We start from the raw sequence: 19863 nt of genomic DNA, 5'->3' as shown, positions 1-19863 counted from the left end.
CTGCGCCGAGCTCAGCTGGGCACGGTCTCCGGCACTGGGGCGGGCGCCGGCGCCCGGGCGGTCTGGGCCAGCACGATCCCGGTCAGGACGACGGCCCCACCGGCGACCTGCCAGGGCGTGAGCACCTGCTCGACCCACAGCCAGGCCACGATCGCCGCCAGCACCGGCTCGGCCGTGGCCACGATCCCGGCCGTGGTCGGTGGCAGGTGCCGCAGCGCGGCCAGCGACAGCCAGAAGGGCAGCGCGGCGCCCAGCACGGCGATCCAGCTCACGAGCACCCACAGCGGCAGCTGGGCACTGCCCACGGAGACCGGCACCCGCTCGGTCAGGACGCCGGTGTCGAACTGCCACCACGGCGCCGCGATCGCCCAGAACACCGCGGCCGCCGCGAAGCTCCAGGCGGTCACCGCCATCGGGTCGAGGCCGGCGGCGCTGCGCTCACCCACCAGGTAGTACGTGGCCAGGCAGATCGCGGCGGCCAGGGCCACGGCGACGCCGAGCGGGTCGAGCGACCCGCCGCCGGACCAGACCTCGGCGACCAGCACCAGGCCCGACAGCGAGAGGGCGAGGGCCCACCACAGCCGGTTGCGGACCTGCTCCCGGCGGACCAGCCACACGTAGAGCGCGATGAACACCGGCGCGGTCATCTCGAACACCAGGGCGATGCCGACGGGCAGCCGGTCGTCGATGGCGGTGTAGAAGAGGAACTGGGTGGCCGCGATGCCGACCACGCCCAGCAGTGCGACGAGCGGGACGTCCTGCCGCCGCAGCCGCAGCCGGCGCGGGGCCACGACGGCGAGGGCCAGCAGCAGGGCGATCGCCGCGCCGGTGCAGCGCAGTGCGGTCAGCCGGGTCGGCTCGACCCCCGCCTGCAGCGCCAGCGTGGAGACCGTGCCGTTGATCGCGAAGACACCGGCCGCGGCCAGGGTGAGCAGGTGGCCCACGGCGGGGCGGCGGGCAGACACCCCGTCAACGTAGCGGGTGATCACCGTTTAGCCACCTACTCATCGGCCGCCGCCGCCGAGTGGTGAGCTGTGCACCTCTCGCGCTCGGCGCAGACGTGCACGGCTCGCCACTCGGCGTGCGGGTCAGCTCTGCGCGGTGGGGTCCATCCACACCGTCTCCCAGACGTTGCCGTCCGGGTCGGCGAAGCTGGTGCCTCGGTGAGTGGGGCCGTGGTCGGCCCTTCAGCAGCTCAGACGCCCCGGTCGCGGGGAACTCATCGGTGCCGCTGGTCAGCTGTCCAGCGTGGTCGAGGAGGAGCCGTCGCCCTCGTTCGCGGTCCCGTCGTCCGGGCTGCCGTCGTCGGTGCTCCCGTCGGGGGCGGTGCCACCGAGGCCGCCCATCCCACCCGGCGGCACGCCCCGACCGCCGGGCAGGTCGCCGTCCGGGAGCGTGCCGTAGCCGGAGCTGCCGTCCGGCACGGTGCCGCCGGGCGCGGTCTGACCGGTCGACGAGCCGGTGTCCGCCGTCGCCGTCCCGGCGGTCGCCTGGCCGACCAGCACGCCGACGACGACACCCACGGCCAGCAGCCCGGCGCCGGCCAGCCCGGTGAGCACGGCGGCCCTGCCCGGCCGCCGCCGGGCGGTCGACGCACCGGCGTCCGCCGACTGCACGGTCGGGGCGTCCGCCGCGGCGGCCGGGGACGGGCGGGTCTCCTGGCGCGCCGGGACGCCTGGCCCCGGCTCGGCGTCGCCGGGGCGGGTGGGCTCGCTCATCGGTGCTCCTCGGGCTCGGGGGTCTGCACCCGAGACCCTCGACGCCCCGGCTGTGGGCGCCGGCGGCACGGACTGGGCGGGGCCTGTGAAGATGGACGCGCGGGGGTGGGTGTGCACCGCTCACGCGGGTCCGACAGCATGTGCGGGTCCGTACCCGCGGGACGCCCAGGTGAGGAGCGAGACGGTGACCACGTCGAGGAGCAACCGGGTGAAGGCCGCGATCGGGACGGTCAGCCTGACCGGCGCCGCCATGGGCTTCCTGTCGGCCTGCGGCGTCGAGGGCGACGACGACCAGGAGGCCCGCACCGTCTACTGCGTCGACGAGCAGGACCAGGTCGTCGACGAGGAGCAGTGCGAGGAGGCAGAGCGCAACGGCGGCTTCGTCGGCGGGGTGCCCTTCTTCTTCCTGCTCGGCGGCTTCGGCGGCAACCGCTACTCGGTCGGGCAGACGATCCCCAGCCAGTACACCGGCCCGGCCACCCGGGTGAACCCCTCGGACACCAGCGCCCGCTCCCGCAACGGCCTGCCCGGCACCGGCCGGGTGAGCTCGGGCACCCGCATCTCCGGCGGCATCGGCTCCGGCCGGGTCGGCGGCGGCAGCGGCGGGTCGTGAGGCGCCTCTACGGCACGGCCCGGCTCGGCTGGGAGGCCGAGATCGAGAGCCAGGGCCTGGTCTACAACAAGACGACGGTGCCCGGCGGGGACACCCGCTCCTACTGGCGCGAGGACGTCTTCTACGACTTCACGGGCGCCGAGATCGACCGGCTGGCCGAGACCACCGACCAGCTGTTCGCCGCCTGCGTGGAGGCCGGGGAGCTGGCCTTGTCCGACGAGCGGTTGCTGGACCGGATGCGCATCCCGCGCGACGCCCGCGACGTCATCCGGGCCACCTGGGAGCACGAGCCGCCGAGCGTCTACGGCCGGTTCGACCTGTGGTGGGACGGCACGGCGCACCCCCGGCTGCTGGAGTTCAACGCCGACACCCCGACCTCGCTGGTCGAGGCAGCGGTCGTGCAGTGGGCCTGGCACCTGGAGACCGGCCAGGGCAAGGACCAGTGGAACCAGCTCGACGACCGGCTGGTGGAGGCCTGGCGCCGCAACCTGTCCCGCTGGGAGGCCCAGCACCGCCGCCGCCCGAAGGTGCACCTGGCCTGGACCAACGGCGACCGCAGCGGCGAGGACTGGATGACCGTGGCCTACCTGGCCGACACGGTGCAGCGGGCCGGCTACGAGACGGTGGTGCTGACCACCGAGGAGATCGGGCTGGACACCGGCGACGCCCGGTTCTACGACCCGAAGGGCGACCGGATCGACGTCGTCTTCAAGCTCTACCCCTGGGAGTGGCTGCTCCAGGACGAGTACGGCCCCTCGGTGATCGCCGACGTCCGCGACCCCGACGGGACGACGTGGGTCGAGCCGATCTGGAAGATGCTCTGGTCGAACAAGGGCCTGCTGCCGGTGCTCTGGCAGCGCTACGAGCACGACCCGGTGATCTCGCGGCACCTGCTGCCCTCGTTCTTCGCCGACGACCCGCGGGCCGAGGAGCTGCGCGCCACCGGTTTCGCCCGCAAGCCGCTGTTCGGCCGCGAGGGCAACAACGTCGAGCTGGTGGCCCCCGGCGGTGAGGTGCTGGCGTCCCTGGGCGGGCAGTACGGCGCGGAGGGCTGGGTGGTGCAGCAGCTGTGCGCGCTGCCCGACTTCGCCGGCCCCGACGGCCCGCACCACCCGGTGCTGGGCGCCTGGGTGGTGGACGGCGAGGCGGCGGGCCTGGGCATCCGGGAGTCCGACGGCCTGATCACCGACGACCTGTCCTTCTTCGTCCCGCACACGATCGACTTCGTCCGGCCGCCGAACACCACCTGGTCGGCCTGACGCCCGGAGTCGAGCGTCGGCTCGTGGTCGGCTGCGTCGGCGAGCGGGGCAGCCATCCGCCGACGGTCAACCCGCCAGGGCCGCCGCGGCCGGGAGCCAGTCGATCGAGCCGCCGTGCGGGGCGGTGTAGGCCAGCGGCTCCCCGTCCAGGGCCAGCACGAACCGCGACTCCTCCGGCGCCGGCGGCTCGGACAGCCGGCTCCGCACGGCGGGCAGCACGGGCACGCCCTCCTGCGAGACCCACCGCACCGGCAGCCCGGTGACCAGCTCGGTGAACGCCTCCTTCGCCTCGGCCGGCAGGTAGGCGAGCACCGCGGTGTGGAACACGACGACGGTCGCCTCCGCGGGCATGCGGGTGACCAGCCCCGACAGCTCCGCCACCAGGTCGCCCTGGACGATCTCGGCGGGCTCGCGGGCGGCAACGGCCGCCGCGGCGGTGAGCCGGTCGCGGCGCTCCTCCATGCCGGGCCAGACGAGCGCACTGAGCCAGGCGACGGTGTCGGGGTCGGCCGGGTCCAGCGGGTTGAGGTCGATCCCGGCCCGCCGCACCACCTGCGGCACCCCGACCGGCACCGGGCCGCGGCCCGAGACCGTGCACCGCAGCTGCACCGGGCTGTCGGACGGCCCGACCCGGGCGCCGCCGGGGTACTCGTAGCCGTACCGGTCGGGGTACAGGCAGAGCCCGGCCGACGCGCCGACCTCGATCAGCGCCAGCGACCCCGGCATCGTCGCGAGCACCGGCAGCAGGGCCGTGCAGCGGGCCGCCTCGTTGGTCTGGGTGGCCCGGGCGAGCATCGTGGCGCGCAGCCGGTCGGCGTCGCCGAGCACCCGGTCGCGCAACTGCGCGCCGTCGGCCGGCGGGCCGTCGTGCAGGTACTGCAGCGCGCCGAGCAGCAGGTTGGCCTGCCGCTTGGGCCTCGGCAGGGTGCGGAGGAAGGCCAGCACATCGCCGTCCTCGGCGACCGCCGCGGCGAGCTCGGCGTACCGCGGTGAGACCGGTGCGGCCTCGACCGCGGCGAACCACCGGTAGTGGTCGGCCAGGTCGGTCAGCTCCTCGTCCAGCGCGCGCACGCCGCCTCCCCGGTCAGGTCGTGGTCAGGTCGCGGGTGGCCGTGCCGGCGGCCTGCAGCAGGTCGTCCCGGGTCGGGTCGACGAGCACCCGACCGTCGGGCCGGATCACCAGCGGGGTGGTGGTGCCCTCCACCCCGGCCTCGGCGAGCAGGGTGCGGGCGGCGGCGTCATCGGCCGGGTCGAGCCACTGGTGGGCGATGCCGTCCGCGGCCAGCCGGGCCTGCAGCTCGGCGCTGGCCGGCCAGCGGCGGTCGCCGACCACCCGCAGGCCACTGGCCTGGCCGATCAGCATCGCCCGGCGGAGCAGGAACGACCGGGTCACCAGGTCGTTCAGCTCCCGGTTGCGCGCCAGCAGCGACCGCAGCCGCTCCAGCGTGACCACCAGCACCTCCCCCGGATCGACGGCGACCAGCGAGCGCACCGGGCGCTGCCCGGCCAGCTGGTTGAGCCCACCGAGGAAGCGCCCCGGACCGTTGACGGCGACCACCCGCGGCGGAGCACCGTCGACGCCGTCCAGGGGGCCCTCGACGATCGCCACCGAGCCGGACAGGATCACGAAGAAGTCGTACTCGGCGGCACCCGAGCGCAGCAGCACCTGGCCCCGCTCGGTGCGCACCCGCCGGCCGGCCCGCAGGAAGGCGCTGACGTGCTCGTCGCTCAGCCGGGGGGTCGAGCCGTCGTCCGGGGTCTCCTCGAACCGGCCGTCGGGCAGCTTCGTCAGCCCCGGCAGCCGGGCCGGCGGGGAGAGGGTGCGCACGTTGCGCGGGCCGTCGGTCGGCTCGGACACCGGCAGCGGCTGGCGCTGCGGGCCGCGCGGGTCGCTGGCGAGCAGGGCGGCGGCGAGCGCGTCGGTGGCCGTCGGCCCCTCGTGCCGGACGCCGTTGACGAAGAAGGTCGGCGTCCCCCGGACGCCGCTGGCCTCGGCGGAGGCGACGTCCTCGCGCACCCGGCCGGCGTGGGTGCCGTCGCCGAGCTCCTGGGCGAAGCGGCCGAGGTCGAGGCCGAGCGCGGCGGCGTGGTCGAGCAGCTCGCCGGCCTCCAGCTGGTCCTGGTGGGCGAACAGCCGGTCGTGCATCGCCCAGAAGGCGCCCTGGGCGCCGGCGGCCTCGGTCGCCTCGGCGGCGAGCTCCCCGTGCGGGTGCACCTCGGGCAGCGGCAGGTGCCGGAAGACGTAGCGCAGGTCGTCGCCGAACCGACGCCGCAGGTCCTCGACCACGCCGGTCGCCCGGCCGCAGAACGGGCACTCCAGACCGCCGTACTCGACCAGCTCCAGCGGCGCGTCGGCCGGGCCGCGCACGTGGTCGCGCTCCGGGTCGACCGGCGGGTCGAGCACGGTGGCACCGGCCGGCTGCTGCACCGGGTCGCGCCGGGACAGCCAGCGGAACAGACCCATGCCCAGCGCGGCGGCGACCACCGCGGCGGCCAGGATGCCGACCATCGCCCCGTCCCGCAGCTCGCTGTCGGGGAAGGCCAGGTCGGCGACGAACAGGGAGACGGTGAAGCCCAGCCCGGACAGCGCGGCGCCGCCCCAGACGCTGCTGAGCGGCACGCCCGGTGGCAGCGAGCCCAGCCGCAGCCGGACCGCCAGCGCGGCCGCACCACCGACGCCGATCAGCTTGCCGACCACCAGCGCCGCCAGCACGCCGAGCGTGACCGGCGAGGTCAGCGACCGCTCCAGCAGCTCGGAGCTGAACTGCACCCCGGCGTTGGCCAGGGCGAAGATCGGCACCACCACGTAGCCGCTCCACGGCACCAGCAGAGCGCCGATCCGCTCGTTGGGCGAGATCGCCCGCTCGACCGACAGCTTCGCCTGCCGGGCCAGCGACACCTGCGGCGACTGCCGGAAGGCCCGGGTCAGCAGACCGGCGGACTCGACCGCCTCGCGCCGCGGCGGGTAGGCGCTGACCAGCATGCCCAGGACGACGCCGCCGATGGTCGCGTGCACCCCGGAGGCGTGCATCGACAGCCACATCGCCACCCCGACGGCGAAGTAGGCCGGCCCGCGCCAGACCTGCAGCCGCGCCAGCACCTGGAAGGCGACGATGCAGAGGGCGGCGATGCCCAGCGCGCGCAGGTCGATGTCCTCGGAGTAGAAGACCGCGATGACCGTCAGTGCCCCGATGTCGTCGACCACCGACAGTGACAGCAGGAAGACCCGCAGCTGGGTGGAGGCCCGCGGCCCGGCCAGCGCGAGCGCGCCGAGCAGGAACGCGGTGTCGGTGGCGATCGGGATGCCCCAGCCGTGTGCGCCCGGCCCACCGGCGTTGAACGCCAGGTAGACCAGCGCCGGGACGACCAGGCCGGCCAGCGCCGCGATGGCCGGGATGGACAGCCGGCTGCGCTGGGTCAGCTCGCCCATCTGCAGCTCGCGGCGCACCTCCATCCCGATGAGGAAGAAGAAGAAGCACATCAGGCCGTCGTTGACCCAGTGCCGCAGGTCCATCGCGACGCCGGTCGTACCGACCTCGAACGAGAGCTCGGTGTGCCAGAACCGCTCGTAGCTGTCGCCCCAGGGCGAGTTCGCCCACAGCAGCGCGGCCAGCGTCGCCGCGACGAGCAGGCCGGCGCTGGCCGCCTCGGTCTGCAGCATCCGCCGCGCCTGGGCCGACAGCTGGGCGATCAGGTGACTGGACCCCGCTCGCGTGGTGGTCCGTGCTGGGGCGCTCACCCGGTCTTCCTACCCTGCGGACGTGACACCGCGGAATCCGTCGGATGACCGGTCCTGGCCCGCGGCACCGTCCGCCGGACGACCGTGCGGTGGACCAGCGACAGGAGGACGACGATGACGCCCAGCGGTTCGCTCGAGGGACAGGTCGCGGTGGTCACCGGCGCGGCGCGGGGCATCGGCCGGGCGATCGCCCTGGAACTGGCCCGGGCCGGTGCCGGCATCGGCCTGGGCCTGCGCGACGTCGCGGCCGACGGCGGGCTCACCGGCGAGGTCGCCGCGCTCGGCCGCCGGGTGGTCGCCGTCCCGATGGACGTCACCGACCTGGCGCAGAGCCGAGCGGCGATCGACCGGGTGGTCGACGAGCTGGGCTCGGTCGACGTGCTGGTCAACAACGCCGGCGGCGGGGTGATGGCCTCGGCGCTGGAGCTGACCGAGGCCGACTTCGACGCGGTCTGGTCCCGCAACACCCGCTCGACGTTCTTCCTCGCCCAGCACGCCGCCCGGCACATGGCGCGCACCGGTGGCGGGGCGATCGTCAACGTCGCCTCTCAGGCCGGCCTGGTCGCCCTGCCCGGCGAGTCGGCCTACTGCACCGCGAAGGCGGCGGTCATCCACCTGACCCGCTGCCTGGCCGTGGAGTGGGGCGAGCTGGGCATCCGGGTCAACGCCGTGGCGCCCACCTTCGTCGACACGCCGGGCACCGAGCCGGCGCTGTCGGACCCGGCGTTCCGCGCCGACGTCGTCGACCGGATCGCCGCGCTGCACCGGATCGGCCGCCCGGAGGAGGTGGCGACCGCGGTGGCCTTCCTCGCCTCCCCCGCCGCCAGCCTCGTCACCGGCCACACCCTCACCGTCGACGGCGGCTGGACCGCCCGCTGACCCCACGCGCTTTCTCGCGCTAAAGCGCGCGTGCTTTGTCGCGCGAAAGCGCGCGTACTTAACCGCGCGAAAGCGCGCGCACTTAACCGCGCGAAAGCGCGCGTGCTTTGTCGCGCGAAAGCGCGCGTGCTTTGTCGCGCGAAGGCGCGGGGCTAGTCGAGGACGACGAGGAGGTCGCCGCCCTCGACCTGCTGGACCTGGCTGATCGCCAGCCGGGTCACCGTGCCGGCGCGGTGGGCGGTGATCGCGGCCTCCATCTTCATCGCCTCGATCGTGGCCAGCTGCGCCCCCGCCTCGACCTGGTCGCCCTCGGCCACGCTCAGGGTGACCACGCCGGCGAACGGCGCCGCCACCTGCCCCGGGTCGGTGCGGTCGGCCTTCTCGGTCGGCGGGACGTCGGAGGTGACGGACCGGTCCCGCACGCTGACCGGCCGCAGCTGGCCGTTCAGCGTGCACATCACCGTGCGCATGCCGCGCTCGTCGGCGTCGGAGACCGCCTCGATGCCGATCAGCAGCCGCACGCCCGGCTCCAGGTCGACCGAGTGCTCGACCCCGGACCGCAGCCCGTACAGGAACTCCTTGCTCGGCAGCACCGAGGTGTCGCCGTGGGCCTCCCGGTGCGCCAGGAACTCCGCCGTCGGGCCGGGGAACAGCAGCCGGTTCAGCGTGGGCCGCGGGTCCTGCGCCAGACCCGCCCGGTCCTCGTCGGTCAGCTCCGCCGGCGGCTCGGCCGGACGACGGCCGGCCAGCGCCTTGCTGCGGAACGGCTCGGGCCAGCCGCCGGGCGGGTCGCCCAGCTCACCGCGGAGGAACCCGACCACCGAGTCGGGGAGGTCGAAGCGGCCCGGGTCGGCGGCGAACTCCTCGACGTCCACCCCCGCGCCGACCAGCTGCAGCGCCAGGTCACCGACGACCTTGGACGACGGGGTGACCTTCACCAGCCGGCCGAGCAGCCGGTCGGCCGCGGCGTACATCGCCTCGACCTCCTCGAACCGCTGGCCCAGCCCCAGGGCGATCGCCTGCTGGCGCAGGTTGGACAGCTGCCCGCCGGGGATCTCGTGGGTGTAGACCCGCCCGGTCGGCGCCGGCAGGCCCGACTCGAACGGCGCGTAGACCCGGCGCACCGCCTCCCAGTAGGGCTCCAGGTCGTTGACCGCGCGCAGGTCCAGGCCGGTGGCCCGCTCGGTGTGGTCGGTCGCCGCCACGATCGACGACAGCGCCGGCTGGGACGTCGTCCCGGCCAGGGCGGCGCTGGCGCCGTCCACGGCGTCGACCCCGGCCTGCCACGCGGCCATCAGGGTGGCCAGCTGCCCGCCGGGGGTGTCGTGGGTGTGCAGGTGCACCGGCAGGTCGAAGCGCTCGCGCAGCGCGCTGACCAGGGTCGCCGCCGCCGGCGGGCGGAGCAGCCCGGCCATGTCCTTGATCGCCAGCACGTGTGCGCCGGCGTCCACGATCTGCTCGGCGAGGCGGAGGTGGTAGTCCAGGTCGTAGAGCTGCTCAGCCGGGTCGGAGAGGTCGGCGGTGTAGCAGAGCGCGACCTCGGCGATCGCCGTCCCGGTCTCCCGCACGGCGTCGATCGCCGGGCGCATCTGGCTGACGTCGTTGAGCGCGTCGAACACCCGGAAGACGTCGATCCCGGTGCGGGCGGCCTCGGCGACGAACGCCGTGGTGACCTGTTCCGGGTAGGGGGTGTAGCCGACGGTGTTGCGGCCGCGCAGCAGCATCTGCAGGCAGATGTTGGGCACCGCCTCGCGCAGCGCGGCCAGCCGCTCCCACGGGTCCTCGTGCAGGAAGCGCAGCGCGACGTCGTAGGTCGCCCCGCCCCAGGCCTCGATGCTCAGCAGCTGCGGGGTCGACCGGGCCACGTGCCCGGCCACGGCCAGCAGGTCCTTGGTGCGCACCCGGGTGGCCAGCAGCGACTGGTGCGCGTCCCGGAAGGTGGTGTCGGTGACCGCGAGGGCCCGCTGCGCCCGCAGGTCGGCGGCGAACCGCTCCGGGCCCAGTTCCCGGAGCCGGTCGCGTGACCCGTCGAGCGGGTGCAGCGCCATGTCCACCCGGGGCAGCTTCTCGACGGGGTCGACCAGGTGCGGGCGCTCACCGTTCGGCTGGTTGACCGTCACGTCGGCCAGGTAGGTGAGGATCTTGGTGCCGCGGTCGGCGGAGCTGCGGGCGGTCAGCAGCTCGGGGCGCTGCTCGATGAACGAGGTGGTCACCCGGCCGGCCCGGAACTCCGGGTCGTCCAGCACCGCCTGCAGGAACGGGATGTTGGTGGAGACGCCGCGGATGCGGAACTCGGCCACCGCGCGGCGGGCGCGGGCCACCGCGATCTCCCAGGTGCGGCCGCGGCAGGTCAGCTTCACCAGCATCGAGTCGAAGTGGGCGCCGACCTCGGCGCCCAGGGTCGCGGCGCCGTCCAGCCGGACCCCGGCGCCGCCGGGCGAGCGGTAGGCGGTGATCCGGCCGGTGTCCGGGCGGAAGCCGTTGGCCGGGTCCTCGGTGGTGATCCGGGTCTGCAGCGCCGCACCCCGCAGCACGATCGACTCCTGGGACAGGCCCAGGTCGGCGAGGGTCTCCCCCGCGGCGATCCGCAGCTGGGACTGCACCAGGTCGACGTCGGTGACCTCCTCGGTGACCGTGTGCTCCACCTGGATCCGCGGGTTCATCTCGATGAACACGTGCCGGCCCTCGCGGTCGACCAGGAACTCCACCGTGCCCGCGCAGCTGTAGCCGATCTGCCGGGCGAACGCGACGGCGTCGGCGCAGATCCGCTCCCGGAGGGCTGGGTCCAGGTCTGGCGCCGGGGCGATCTCGATGACCTTCTGGTGCCGCCGCTGCACCGAGCAGTCGCGCTCGTAGAGGTGGATGACCTCGCCGGCCCCGTCGGCCAGGATCTGCACCTCGATGTGCCGCGGGTCCACGACCGCCTGCTCGCAGAACACGGTGGCGTCGCCGAACGCCGACTCCGCCTCCCGCATCGCCGCCTCGATGGCGCTGCGCAGCTGGGCGCGGTCGTCCACCCGGCGCATGCCGCGCCCGCCACCCCCGGCGACGGCCTTGACGAACACCGGGCCCTCGATCGCCTCGGCGGCTGCCAGCAGCGTGTCGACGTCGTCGCTGGGCTCGGTGCCCTGCAGCACCGGCAGGCCGGCGGCCCGGGCGGCGGCGATCGCCCGCGACTTGTCGCCGGTGAGGGTCAGCACCTCCGCCGACGGGCCGACGAAGGTGATCCCCGCCTGCGCGCAGGCCTCCGCCAGGTCGGGGTTCTCCGACAGGAAGCCGTAGCCGGGGTAGACGGCGTCGGCGCCGGCCCGCTGCGCGGCCCGGACGATCTCGGCGACGTCCAGGTAGGCCCGCACCGGGTGGCCGGGCTCGCCGATCTCGTAGCTCTCGTCGGCCTTGAGCCGGTGCACCGAGTTGCGGTCCTCGTGCGGGAAGACGGCGACCGTGCCGGCGCCCAGCTCGTAGGCGGCGCGGAACGCCCGGACGGCGATCTCCCCGCGGTTGGCGACCAGGACCTTCTCGAACACGGGCGCGTCCTCTCGGCTCGCGGGGAGCCGGCGCCGGCCCTCCCTGGATCCGCCCGACCGTAGCGGCGGGCGGGTCGATCGGGCGTTCCCGTTGTGCACGATGTGCTTGCCCGGCAGCGCACGGGGTAGCACCGCCGTCGTGACTGCTGAGACCACGGCCGACGACCTCACCTCCGCCCGCACGCTGAGGGAGGTCGTGCTCGTCACCGGCGCCTCCAGCGGCATCGGCCGGGCCAGCGCCGTCCAGTTCGCCGAGCGGGGCGCCTCCCTGGTGCTGGTGTCGCGCAGCGCCGCCGCGCTCGCCGACGCCGCCGCCGACTGCCGGGCCGCCGGGGCCACCGCCGTGGAGTGCGTGCCGGCCGACGTCCTGGAGCCCGACGCGGTCCAGGCCGCCGTCGACCGGGCCGTGCAGTCCTTCGGCCGGCTGGACGTCGTCGTCCACTCCGCCACCGTGATGGCCTACGGCGCGGTCGAGGACCTGCAGCCCGGGGTGTTCGAGCGGGTGGTGGACACCGCGATCAAGGGCACCTACCACGTCTTCCGGGCCGTGCTGCCGCAGTTCCGCAGCCAGCAGCGCGGGTCGATCGTCGTGGTCAGCTCGCTGCTCGCCTCGGTCACCACCCCCACGATGGGCGCCTACACCACGGCCAAGTGGGGCCAGCTGGCACTGATCCGCACGCTGCAGCAGGAGCTCCGCGAACTGCCGGACGTGCACGTCTCCGCGGTCGCCCCGGGCGGGACGACGACCCCGATCTACCGGCAGGCGGCCACCGTGCTGGGCAACACCGGCCATCCGCCGCCGCCGGTCTACACCCCGGAGCGAGTGGCCCGCGCCGTCGTCGACCGGGTGGCCCACCCGCGCCGGCTCAAGCAGTCCGGCTTCGCGAACCCGCTGATCATCGCCGGGTTCCGGCTGTTCCCGCCGGTGTACGACGCACTGGTCGGGCCGCTGCTCAAGGTGTTCGGCTACGCCCGGGACTCCGTGGCCGCCACCACCGGCAACGTGTTCGCCCCGGTGCCGGAGAAGGAGGCCACCCGCGGTCCCTTCACCGGCATCTGACCTCGCGGACCGACCGCGGGAGGACGCCGAGGGAGCTGCCGCGCCTCCTCCCAGGGGCTGACGCCCCGACCCCCGGACCCCGACCTCCGGCTCCACCGGATCAGACCTGCGGACGATGTGCGCTCGCCCCGGCGCGCGGGAGGCTCTCCCCATGACCCGCACCCGGCCTCCCGTCCCGGCCGCACCGCGCGAGAGCACGTCCGTGCGCCGCGGCCGCGGGGCGGCGCGCCTCCGGCTCCAGCTGCTGATGACGCGGCTCGCGTTCCCGGAGGCCAGCTGATGCCCTGGTACGACCCCGAGGCACCCAGCGTCCTGGCCGCCCGCCAGCTCGCGGAGGAGTCCCGGCAGCAGCGGCACGAGGGGGGCCCGCCGCCGTCCGGGCGGAGGGCGGTCAGGGCGCCGCGTGCGGCGCCCGGCGCCGCTGCCGCCCGCCCGCAGCGCACCGGCCCGCGGCCCCCTCGTGGGCACCTGACCCCGGCGGTCACCGCCCGGCTTCTCGGCGGCGCTCACCCGTGGCCGACGGGGCGTCGGGGAGGATGACGCGGTGACCGACCTCCGCACCGACTTCTCCGCCGGGGTCTCCGCCGCAGCCACCCGCCTGGCCGGCGTCGCCGAACGGACGCCGCTGCAGCGCAACGCCCGGCTGTCCGGGCTCACCGGCGCCGAGGTGTGGGTGAAGCGGGAGGACCTGCAGGTCGGCCGGTCGTACAAGGTGCGCGGCGCCTACAACACGATCAGCCAGCTGGACGCCGCCGGCCGGGCCGCCGGCGCGGTGACCGCCAGCGCCGGCAACCACGGCCAGGGGGTGGCCTACGCCTGCCGGGTGCTCGGCGTCCGCGGCCGGGTGTTCGTGCCGGGGACGACGCCGCGGCAGAAGCGGCAGCGGATCGCCGCGCTCGGCGGGGACACGGTCGAGCTCGTCGTCCACGGCGACACCTACGACGACGCGGCCGTCGCAGCCGCCGCGCACGCCGCCACGACCGGGGCCACCCTGGTGCCCGCCTTCGACGCGCTGTCGACCGTCGCCGGCCAGGCCACGGTGGCCCTCGAGCTGCTCGACCAGCTGGGCCGCGCGCCGGACGTCGTCGTCCTGCCCGTGGGCGGGGGCGGCCTGCTGGCCGGCTGTGGCACCTGGCTGCGCGAGCACGCCCCCGGCGTCCGGCTGGTCGGGGTCGAGCCGGCCGGGGCGGCGAACATGGCAGCCGCGCTGGCCGCCGGCCGACCGGTGGAGCTGGCCGAGATCGACACCTTCGTCGACGGGGCCTCGGTGCGCCGGGCCGGCGACGTGACCTTCCCGCTGGTCCGTGACTCCGGCGCGGAGCTGGTGACCGTGCCCGAGGGACAGGTCTGCACCGAGATGCTCGACCTCTACCAGGTCGACGGGGTGATCGCCGAGCCCGCCGGCGCCCTGGCCAGCGCCGCGCTCACCGGCGGCTCCGTGCTCGTCGAGCCCGGGCAGACCGTGGTCACCGTGCTGTCCGGGGGCAACAACGACGTCAGCCGGTACGCCGAGGTGGTCGAGCGGTCACTGGTGCACCGGGGGCTCAAGCACTACTTCCTGGTCGAGTTCCCGCAGGAGCCCGGCGCGCTGCGCCGGTTCCTCGACGAGGTGCTGGGCCCGGACGACGACATCGTGCTGTTCGAGTACGTCAAGCGGGACAACCGGGAGACCGGGGCGGCGCTGACCGGCATCGAGCTGGGCAGCGTCGACGGTCTCGCCCCGCTGCTGGCCCGGATCGAGGCCGGCCCGCTGCGGATCCAGCACCTCGCCCCCGGCACGACCGCCTACCGCTTCCTCGTGTAGTCCGGCAGCGCTGCGCGCCAGGCGCCCGAGCTCCGCAGCGGTGTGCGCTGAGTGCCCGTTCCGGCCAGGCGGTGGGCACTCAGCGCACAGTGGTCACGGCTCGACGGTGACCTTGATCGCCTCGCCCTTCTGCACGATGGAGAAGGCGTCGAGGACGCGGTCCAGCGGCAGGTGCTCGGTGATCAGGTCCTTGACCGGCACCTGACCGCTGGAGATGTACTCCAGCGCCCGCTTGTTGTGCTCGGGAGCGGAGCCGTTGGCGCCGTGGATGTGCAGCTGGCGGTAGTGCACGACGTTGGAGTCGCAGGTGATCGTCGGGTTGGTCTTGGGCAGCCCACCGAAGAAGGAGATCCGGCCGTTGCGGGCGGCCATCGCGATCGCCTGCTCCTGGGTGACGTTGGCCGCCGTCGCGGTGATGATCACGTCGGCGCCGCGGCCCTCGGTGAGCTCCATGACCCGGGCGATGACGTCGGTCTCGGCGCCGTTGATGACCTCGTCGGGCTGGACGGCGTTGGCCGACATCTCCAGCCGCTCGGCGTTGACGTCGACCAGGATGACCTTCCCGACCTTGTGCACGCCGCGGGCGATGCGGATGTGCATGCAGCCGATCGGCCCCGCGCCGAAGACGACGAGCGTGTCGCCCTCCTCGATGCCGAGCAGCTCCTGGGCGTTGATGGCGCAGGCGAACGGCTCGGCGGCCGAGGCCTCGTCGTAGCCGACGTTGTCCGGGATCCGGTTCAGGCCGTCGACCTTGAGCACCTGCTGCGGCACGATCATGTACTCGGCGAAGCCGCCGTCGTACTGGTAGCCCATCGAGGTCTGGTTCTGGCAGACGGCCATCCAGCCCTTGCGGCACTCGTGGCAGTGCCCGCACGGCACGGCGGCGATGACCTGCACCCGGTCGCCGGGCGCCCAGGTGCTGCCGTGGGTGGCGTTGACGTTCGCGCCGACCTCCACGACCTCACCGGCGATCTCGTGCCCGATGGTGCGCGGCGGGGTGAGGTTCTGGTGGCCGTTGTGGAAGATCTTGACGTCGGTGCCACAGGTCGAGGTGTTCTTGACCTTGATCTTGACCTCGTCCGGGCCGCACTCGGGCTCGGGGACGTCCTCGAGCCGCACGTCTTCCGGTGCGTAGAACCGCAGGGCCTTCATGTCGTCCTCCGAGTGCTGTGTCGTTGGGGGGGGTGCCGACGGGTGCGTCGACCAGGTGCGTGGACCGGGGTGGCCGCTCGACACCAGGGTGCGTCGACGGGGTGGTGGCCGGCGGGCGGGTGCGTGGTCGTCGGCGTCGACGCGACCCGGGCTGCGACCCGCCGCCCGTGTCACCGGTCACTCTAGGACCTGCTCTTCCGCCCGGTTGCGTGGTTCTCGGTGAGAACGTGTGGCTTTCACCCCCTTGACCGCGGCTTCTCGGGTATATATACAGACACTCTCACAGACTGGTGACTCCGATCACAGGTCGGTGACGACCGCCTCTCGGCGCCTCGGGACGACTCCGTGCCGAGCGACTCCACCCCAGCTCAGGAAGGTCCGCCATGGCCACGACGACCCACCCGGCCGCCCGATCGGGAGGGATGCGGCTGCACGTGCAACGGTTCGGCACCTTCCTGTCGAACATGGTGCTGCCGAACATCGGTGCCTTCATCGCCTGGGGGCTGATCACCGCCCTCTTCATCGAGACCGGCTGGATCACCACCATCGGTGACGCGCTGGGCTACACCGGGGGTTACGGCTTCGTCGAGGACCTCGGCGCATGGGGCTCCGGCGCCGAGGGCACCGGGATCGTCGGTCCGATGATCACCTACCTGCTGCCGCTGCTCATCGGCTACACCGGCGGCCGGATGATGTACGACGACAACCTCCGCGGTGGTGTCGTCGGCGCGATCGCCACGATGGGCGCGATCACCGGCGCCAGCGTGCCGATGTTCCTGGGCGCCATGGTCATGGGCCCGCTCGGCGGCTGGACGATGAAGAAGCTCGACGCACTGTGGGCGCACAAGATCCGCCCCGGCTTCGAGATGCTGGTCAACAACTTCTCCGCCGGCATCTGGGGCGGCATCCTGGCCGTCGTCGGCTTCGTGCTGGCCGGCCCGTTCGTGCAGGCCTTCAGCAACCTGGCGTCCAACGTCGTCGACACCCTGGTCGAGAGCAACCTGCTGCCGCTGACCTCGATCTTCATCGAGCCGGCGAAGATCCTCTTCCTGAACAACGCCATCAACCAGGGCATCCTCACCCCGCTGGGCACCACCGAGGCCGCCGAGGCCGGCCAGTCGATCCTGTTCCTGCTCGAGGCCAACCCCGGCCCGGGCCTGGGCCTGCTGCTCGCCTTCGCCCTGTTCGGCCGCGGTGCCGCCAAGGCGTCGGCCCCCGGTGCGATCCTCATCCAGTTCATCGGCGGCATCCACGAGATCTACTTCCCCTACGTGCTGGCCAAGCCGAAGCTGATCGCCGCGGTCATCCTCGGCGGCATGGCCGGCGTGGCCACCAACCTGCTCTTCGGCTCGGGCCTGCGCTCGCCGGCCTCCCCCGGCTCGATCATCGCCGTCTGGGCCGCCTCCCCGCCCAGCAGCCTGCTCGGGGTCACCGCCTCGGTGCTGGTCGCCGCCGGCGTCACGTTCCTGGTCGCCGCCTTCCTGCTGAAGCTGGACAAGGACGACGACGGTGACCTGACCGCGGCCACCGCAGCGATGGAGGCGAACAAGGGCAAGAAGTCCTCGGTCGCCTCGTCCCTCACCGGCGGGGCGCTCACCGGCTCGGGTGCCGCCCGCACCGACGGCCCGATCCACTCGATCGTGTTCGCCTGCGACGCCGGCATGGGCTCCTCGGCCATGGGCGCCTCGGTGCTGCGCAAGAAGGTGCAGGGCGCCGGGTTCACCGACGTCACCGTGGTCAACAAGGCCATCTCCAGCCTGACCGACTCCTACGACCTGGTGGTCACCCACGAGGACCTGACGGAGCGGGCCGAGCAGAAGACCCGGTCGGCGGTGCACGTGTCGGTCTCGGACTTCATGTCCAGTCCGCGCTACGACGAGATCGTCGAGATGCTCAAGCGCACCAACGCCGGCCCCGGTGCCGCGGACGCCACCGCGGCCGCCGCGCCGGACGGCGCCGCCGTGCCCGGCCGGGAGGCCACCGCGCCCGCCGCGGCCGGGGGTGTCGCCCGGCTGAGCGACGAGGGCGCCGACGTCCTGGCCGTGGAGAGCATCGTCCTGGACGGCAGCGCCGCCACCCGGGACGGCGCGATCGCCGAGGCCGGCGAGCTGCTGGTCGCGGCCGGCGCGGTGGACGCCTCCTACGTGCAGGCGATGCACGAGCGGGAGATGTCGGTCTCGACCTACATGGGCAACAGCCTGGCCCTGCCGCACGGCACGAACGAGGCCAAGCCGGCCATCCACCGGACGGCGATCTCCTTCGTGCGCTACTCCCGCGGCATCGACTGGAACGGCAAGGAGGTCTCGTTCGTCATCGGCGTCGCCGGTGCGGGTGACGACCACCTGAAGCTGCTCGGCCGGATCGCGGAGGTCTTCGTCGACCCCGAGCAGGTCGCCCGCCTCGAGGCGGCGCAGAGCCCGGCCGACGTCCGCGCCGTGCTGGGTTCGATGCAGCCCGCCTGATCGGACACACCCCGCCTCGGGCGGGACGTCACGACACCGGCCCGGTCCCCCGCGTGGGGGCCGGGCCGGTGTCGTCAGCGGCCGTAGCGGGCGGCGGCGCGGGCGCGGGCCTGGGCGGCGAGCACCTCGCGGTCCTTCGGCGGGGCGGTGGTGACCAGGTCGGCGAGCAGGTGCTCGGTGGCGTGCGCGATCTCCTCGACCGCCCGGTCGAACGCCGCCTGGTTCGCCTGCGACGGCTTGGCCGACCCGCTGACCTTGCGCACGTACTGCAGCGCCGCCGCCCGCACCTCGTCGGCGGTGGTGGCGGGCTCCAGGTTGTGCAGGACGTGGATGTTCCGACACATGCCCCGCAGCGTAAGGGCCAAGATCGCGACTTTGGCCCTCCCTGGTCGGCCCCGCTCGCCGCCGAGTGCCCCTACGGGGCGACGGTGGTGGTGGGGGCGCCGCCGCGGGCCAGGGCCCGGCTGATCACCAGGCGCTGGATCTGGTTGGTGCCCTCGAAGATCTGCATGACCTTCGCCTCCCGCATGTACCGCTCCACCGGGAAGTCGCGGGTGTAGCCGTACCCGCCCAGCACCTGGACGGCGTCGGTGGTCACCTTCATCGCGTTGTCGGTGGCCACCAGCTTGGCGATCGAGGCCTGCTGACCGTAGGGCTGGCCGGCGTCGCGCAGCCGGGCCGCGGCCAGGTAGGTCGCCCGCGCGGTCTCGACGGCGGCGGCCATGTCGGCGAGCAGGAAGCCCAGGCCCTGGTGCTCGATGATCGGCTTGCCGAAGGTCTCCCGCTCCTGCGCGTAGGCGACCGCGTCGTCCAGGGCGCCCTGGGCCAGGCCGGTGGCGACCGCGGCGATGCCCAGCCGGCCGGCGTCCAGCCCGGCGAGGGCGATCGAGAGCCCCTCGCCCTCCTCGCCCAGCCGGCGGTCGGCGTCGACCCGGACGCCGTCGAACCGCATGGTGGCGGTGGTCGAGCCGGTCAGCCCCATCTTGCGCTCGGCGGTGTCCGCGGAGAGGCCGGGGCTGTCGGCGGGCACCAGGAAGCAGGAGATGCCGCGGGCACCGTCGTCGGAGGTCCGGGCCATCACCTTGTAGAAGTCGGCGTGCCCACCGTGGGTGGTCCAGGCCTTCTCGCCGGTGAGCACGTAGGAGTCGCCGTCCCGGACGGCGCGGGTGCGCATCGCCGCGGGGTCGGAACCGGCGTGCGGCTCGGACAGGCAGTAGGCGCCCAGCTGCTCACCGCCGAGCATCTCCGGCAACCAGCGCTGCTGCTCGGCCGTGCCGCGGCTGGCCAGGCCGAAGCAGGACAGCCCGTGCACGCTCACCCCGACACCCACGCTGGCCCACGCCGCGGCGATCTCCTCGAGCACCTGCAGGTAGACCTCGTAGGGCTGCCCGCCACCGCCCAGCTCCTCGGCGTACGGCAGGCCCAGCAGCCCGGCCCGGCCGAGGGTCCGGAAGACCTCGCGCGGGAACTCCTCCGCCGCCTCCGCCGCGGCGACCCGGGGGGCGAGCTCGTCCCGGGCCAGTTGCCGGGTGAGGTCGAGCAGGTCGGCGGCCTCCTGGGTGGGGACCAGACGGCGAACGGGCACAGCGCACCTCCGGGAGGCCCGGGACGGCGTCGTCCCGGACTGGTTGCAGTACTGCCGAACGGTAC

The 19863-nt window shown here is 74.1% G+C and carries 14 protein-coding genes; 6 read left to right on the top strand and 8 right to left on the bottom strand.

Annotated elements, in window-relative coordinates; translation table 11 throughout:
• Positions 1-11 precede the first annotated feature (11 nt).
• Together ACJTNH_RS09475 and ACJTNH_RS09470 are read right to left on the bottom strand one after the other, a co-directional pair.
• Complete coding sequence (locus ACJTNH_RS09475) at positions 12-965, bottom strand: EamA family transporter (protein ID WP_458174942.1); 954 nt, start codon at positions 963-965, stop codon at positions 12-14.
• 270 nt (positions 966-1235) lie between these two features.
• Complete coding sequence (locus tag ACJTNH_RS09470) at positions 1236-1718, bottom strand: hypothetical protein (protein ID WP_458174940.1); 483 nt, start codon at positions 1716-1718, stop codon at positions 1236-1238.
• A gap of 184 nt (positions 1719-1902) precedes the next feature.
• On the opposite strand from ACJTNH_RS09470, the gene ACJTNH_RS09465 reads away from it, so the two are divergent.
• Both ACJTNH_RS09465 and ACJTNH_RS09460 read left to right on the top strand, forming a co-directional pair.
• Entirely contained in the window at positions 1903-2331 is a 429-nt protein-coding gene (locus ACJTNH_RS09465) for a hypothetical protein (protein WP_458174938.1), read from the top strand.
• Positions 2328-3590, top strand: coding sequence for a glutathionylspermidine synthase family protein (locus ACJTNH_RS09460; protein ID WP_458174936.1), 1263 nt, complete (start codon positions 2328-2330; stop codon positions 3588-3590). The genes ACJTNH_RS09465 and ACJTNH_RS09460 overlap by 4 nt, the downstream gene beginning before the upstream one ends.
• Positions 3591-3656: 66 nt before the next feature.
• On the opposite strand, the gene ACJTNH_RS09455 is transcribed toward ACJTNH_RS09460, so the two are convergent.
• Both ACJTNH_RS09455 and nhaA read right to left on the bottom strand, forming a co-directional pair.
• Positions 3657-4661, bottom strand: a complete 1005-nt coding sequence (locus tag ACJTNH_RS09455; protein ID WP_458174934.1) for a DUF2332 domain-containing protein — start codon at positions 4659-4661, stop codon at positions 3657-3659.
• A 13-nt stretch (positions 4662-4674) separates the two neighbouring features.
• On the bottom strand, positions 4675-7329 hold the full coding sequence (gene nhaA / locus ACJTNH_RS09450) for a Na+/H+ antiporter NhaA (protein WP_458174932.1): 2655 nt from the start codon (positions 7327-7329) through the stop codon (positions 4675-4677).
• Between the two features lie 114 nt (positions 7330-7443).
• Here nhaA and ACJTNH_RS09445 point away from each other — a divergent pair, with 114 nt between their 5' ends.
• On the top strand, positions 7444-8208 hold the full coding sequence (locus ACJTNH_RS09445; RefSeq protein WP_458174930.1) for an SDR family NAD(P)-dependent oxidoreductase: 765 nt from the start codon (positions 7444-7446) through the stop codon (positions 8206-8208).
• Positions 8209-8360: 152 nt separating this feature from the next.
• Here ACJTNH_RS09445 and ACJTNH_RS09440 read toward each other — a convergent pair whose 3' ends face one another.
• Complete coding sequence (locus ACJTNH_RS09440) at positions 8361-11735, bottom strand: pyruvate carboxylase (protein WP_458174928.1); 3375 nt, start codon at positions 11733-11735, stop codon at positions 8361-8363.
• A 139-nt stretch (positions 11736-11874) separates the two neighbouring features.
• Between ACJTNH_RS09440 and ACJTNH_RS09435 the strand changes: the two genes are divergently transcribed.
• Together ACJTNH_RS09435 and ilvA are read left to right on the top strand one after the other, a co-directional pair.
• Entirely contained in the window at positions 11875-12795 is a 921-nt protein-coding gene (locus ACJTNH_RS09435; protein ID WP_458174926.1) for an SDR family NAD(P)-dependent oxidoreductase, read from the top strand.
• Between the two features lie 544 nt (positions 12796-13339).
• Positions 13340-14599 (top strand): threonine ammonia-lyase IlvA, encoded by a 1260-nt coding sequence (gene ilvA / locus ACJTNH_RS09430; RefSeq protein WP_458174924.1) that lies wholly within the window; start codon positions 13340-13342, stop codon positions 14597-14599.
• A 93-nt stretch (positions 14600-14692) separates the two neighbouring features.
• Here the strand turns inward: ilvA and ACJTNH_RS09425 are convergent, their stop codons facing one another.
• Positions 14693-15751: a zinc-dependent dehydrogenase gene (locus ACJTNH_RS09425; protein ID WP_458174922.1), complete on the bottom strand. Its 1059-nt coding sequence runs from the start codon at positions 15749-15751 to the stop codon at positions 14693-14695.
• A 383-nt stretch (positions 15752-16134) separates the two neighbouring features.
• Here ACJTNH_RS09425 and ACJTNH_RS09420 point away from each other — a divergent pair, with 383 nt between their 5' ends.
• Positions 16135-18213: a PTS mannitol transporter subunit IICBA gene (locus ACJTNH_RS09420; protein ID WP_458174920.1), complete on the top strand. Its 2079-nt coding sequence runs from the start codon at positions 16135-16137 to the stop codon at positions 18211-18213.
• Positions 18214-18287: 74 nt separating this feature from the next.
• Here ACJTNH_RS09420 and ACJTNH_RS09415 read toward each other — a convergent pair whose 3' ends face one another.
• Positions 18288-18557, bottom strand: coding sequence for a DUF2277 domain-containing protein (locus ACJTNH_RS09415; protein ID WP_458174918.1), 270 nt, complete (start codon positions 18555-18557; stop codon positions 18288-18290).
• Positions 18558-18628: 71 nt separating this feature from the next.
• Positions 18629-19798: an acyl-CoA dehydrogenase family protein gene (locus ACJTNH_RS09410; protein WP_458174916.1), complete on the bottom strand. Its 1170-nt coding sequence runs from the start codon at positions 19796-19798 to the stop codon at positions 18629-18631.
• Between the last annotated feature and the right edge of the window lie 65 nt (positions 19799-19863).

The sequence above is a fragment of the Modestobacter lacusdianchii genome, assembly GCF_054177765.1.
The sequence above is the reverse complement of the archived record's forward strand: the minus strand, read 5'-3'. Positions and strand labels throughout refer to the sequence as shown.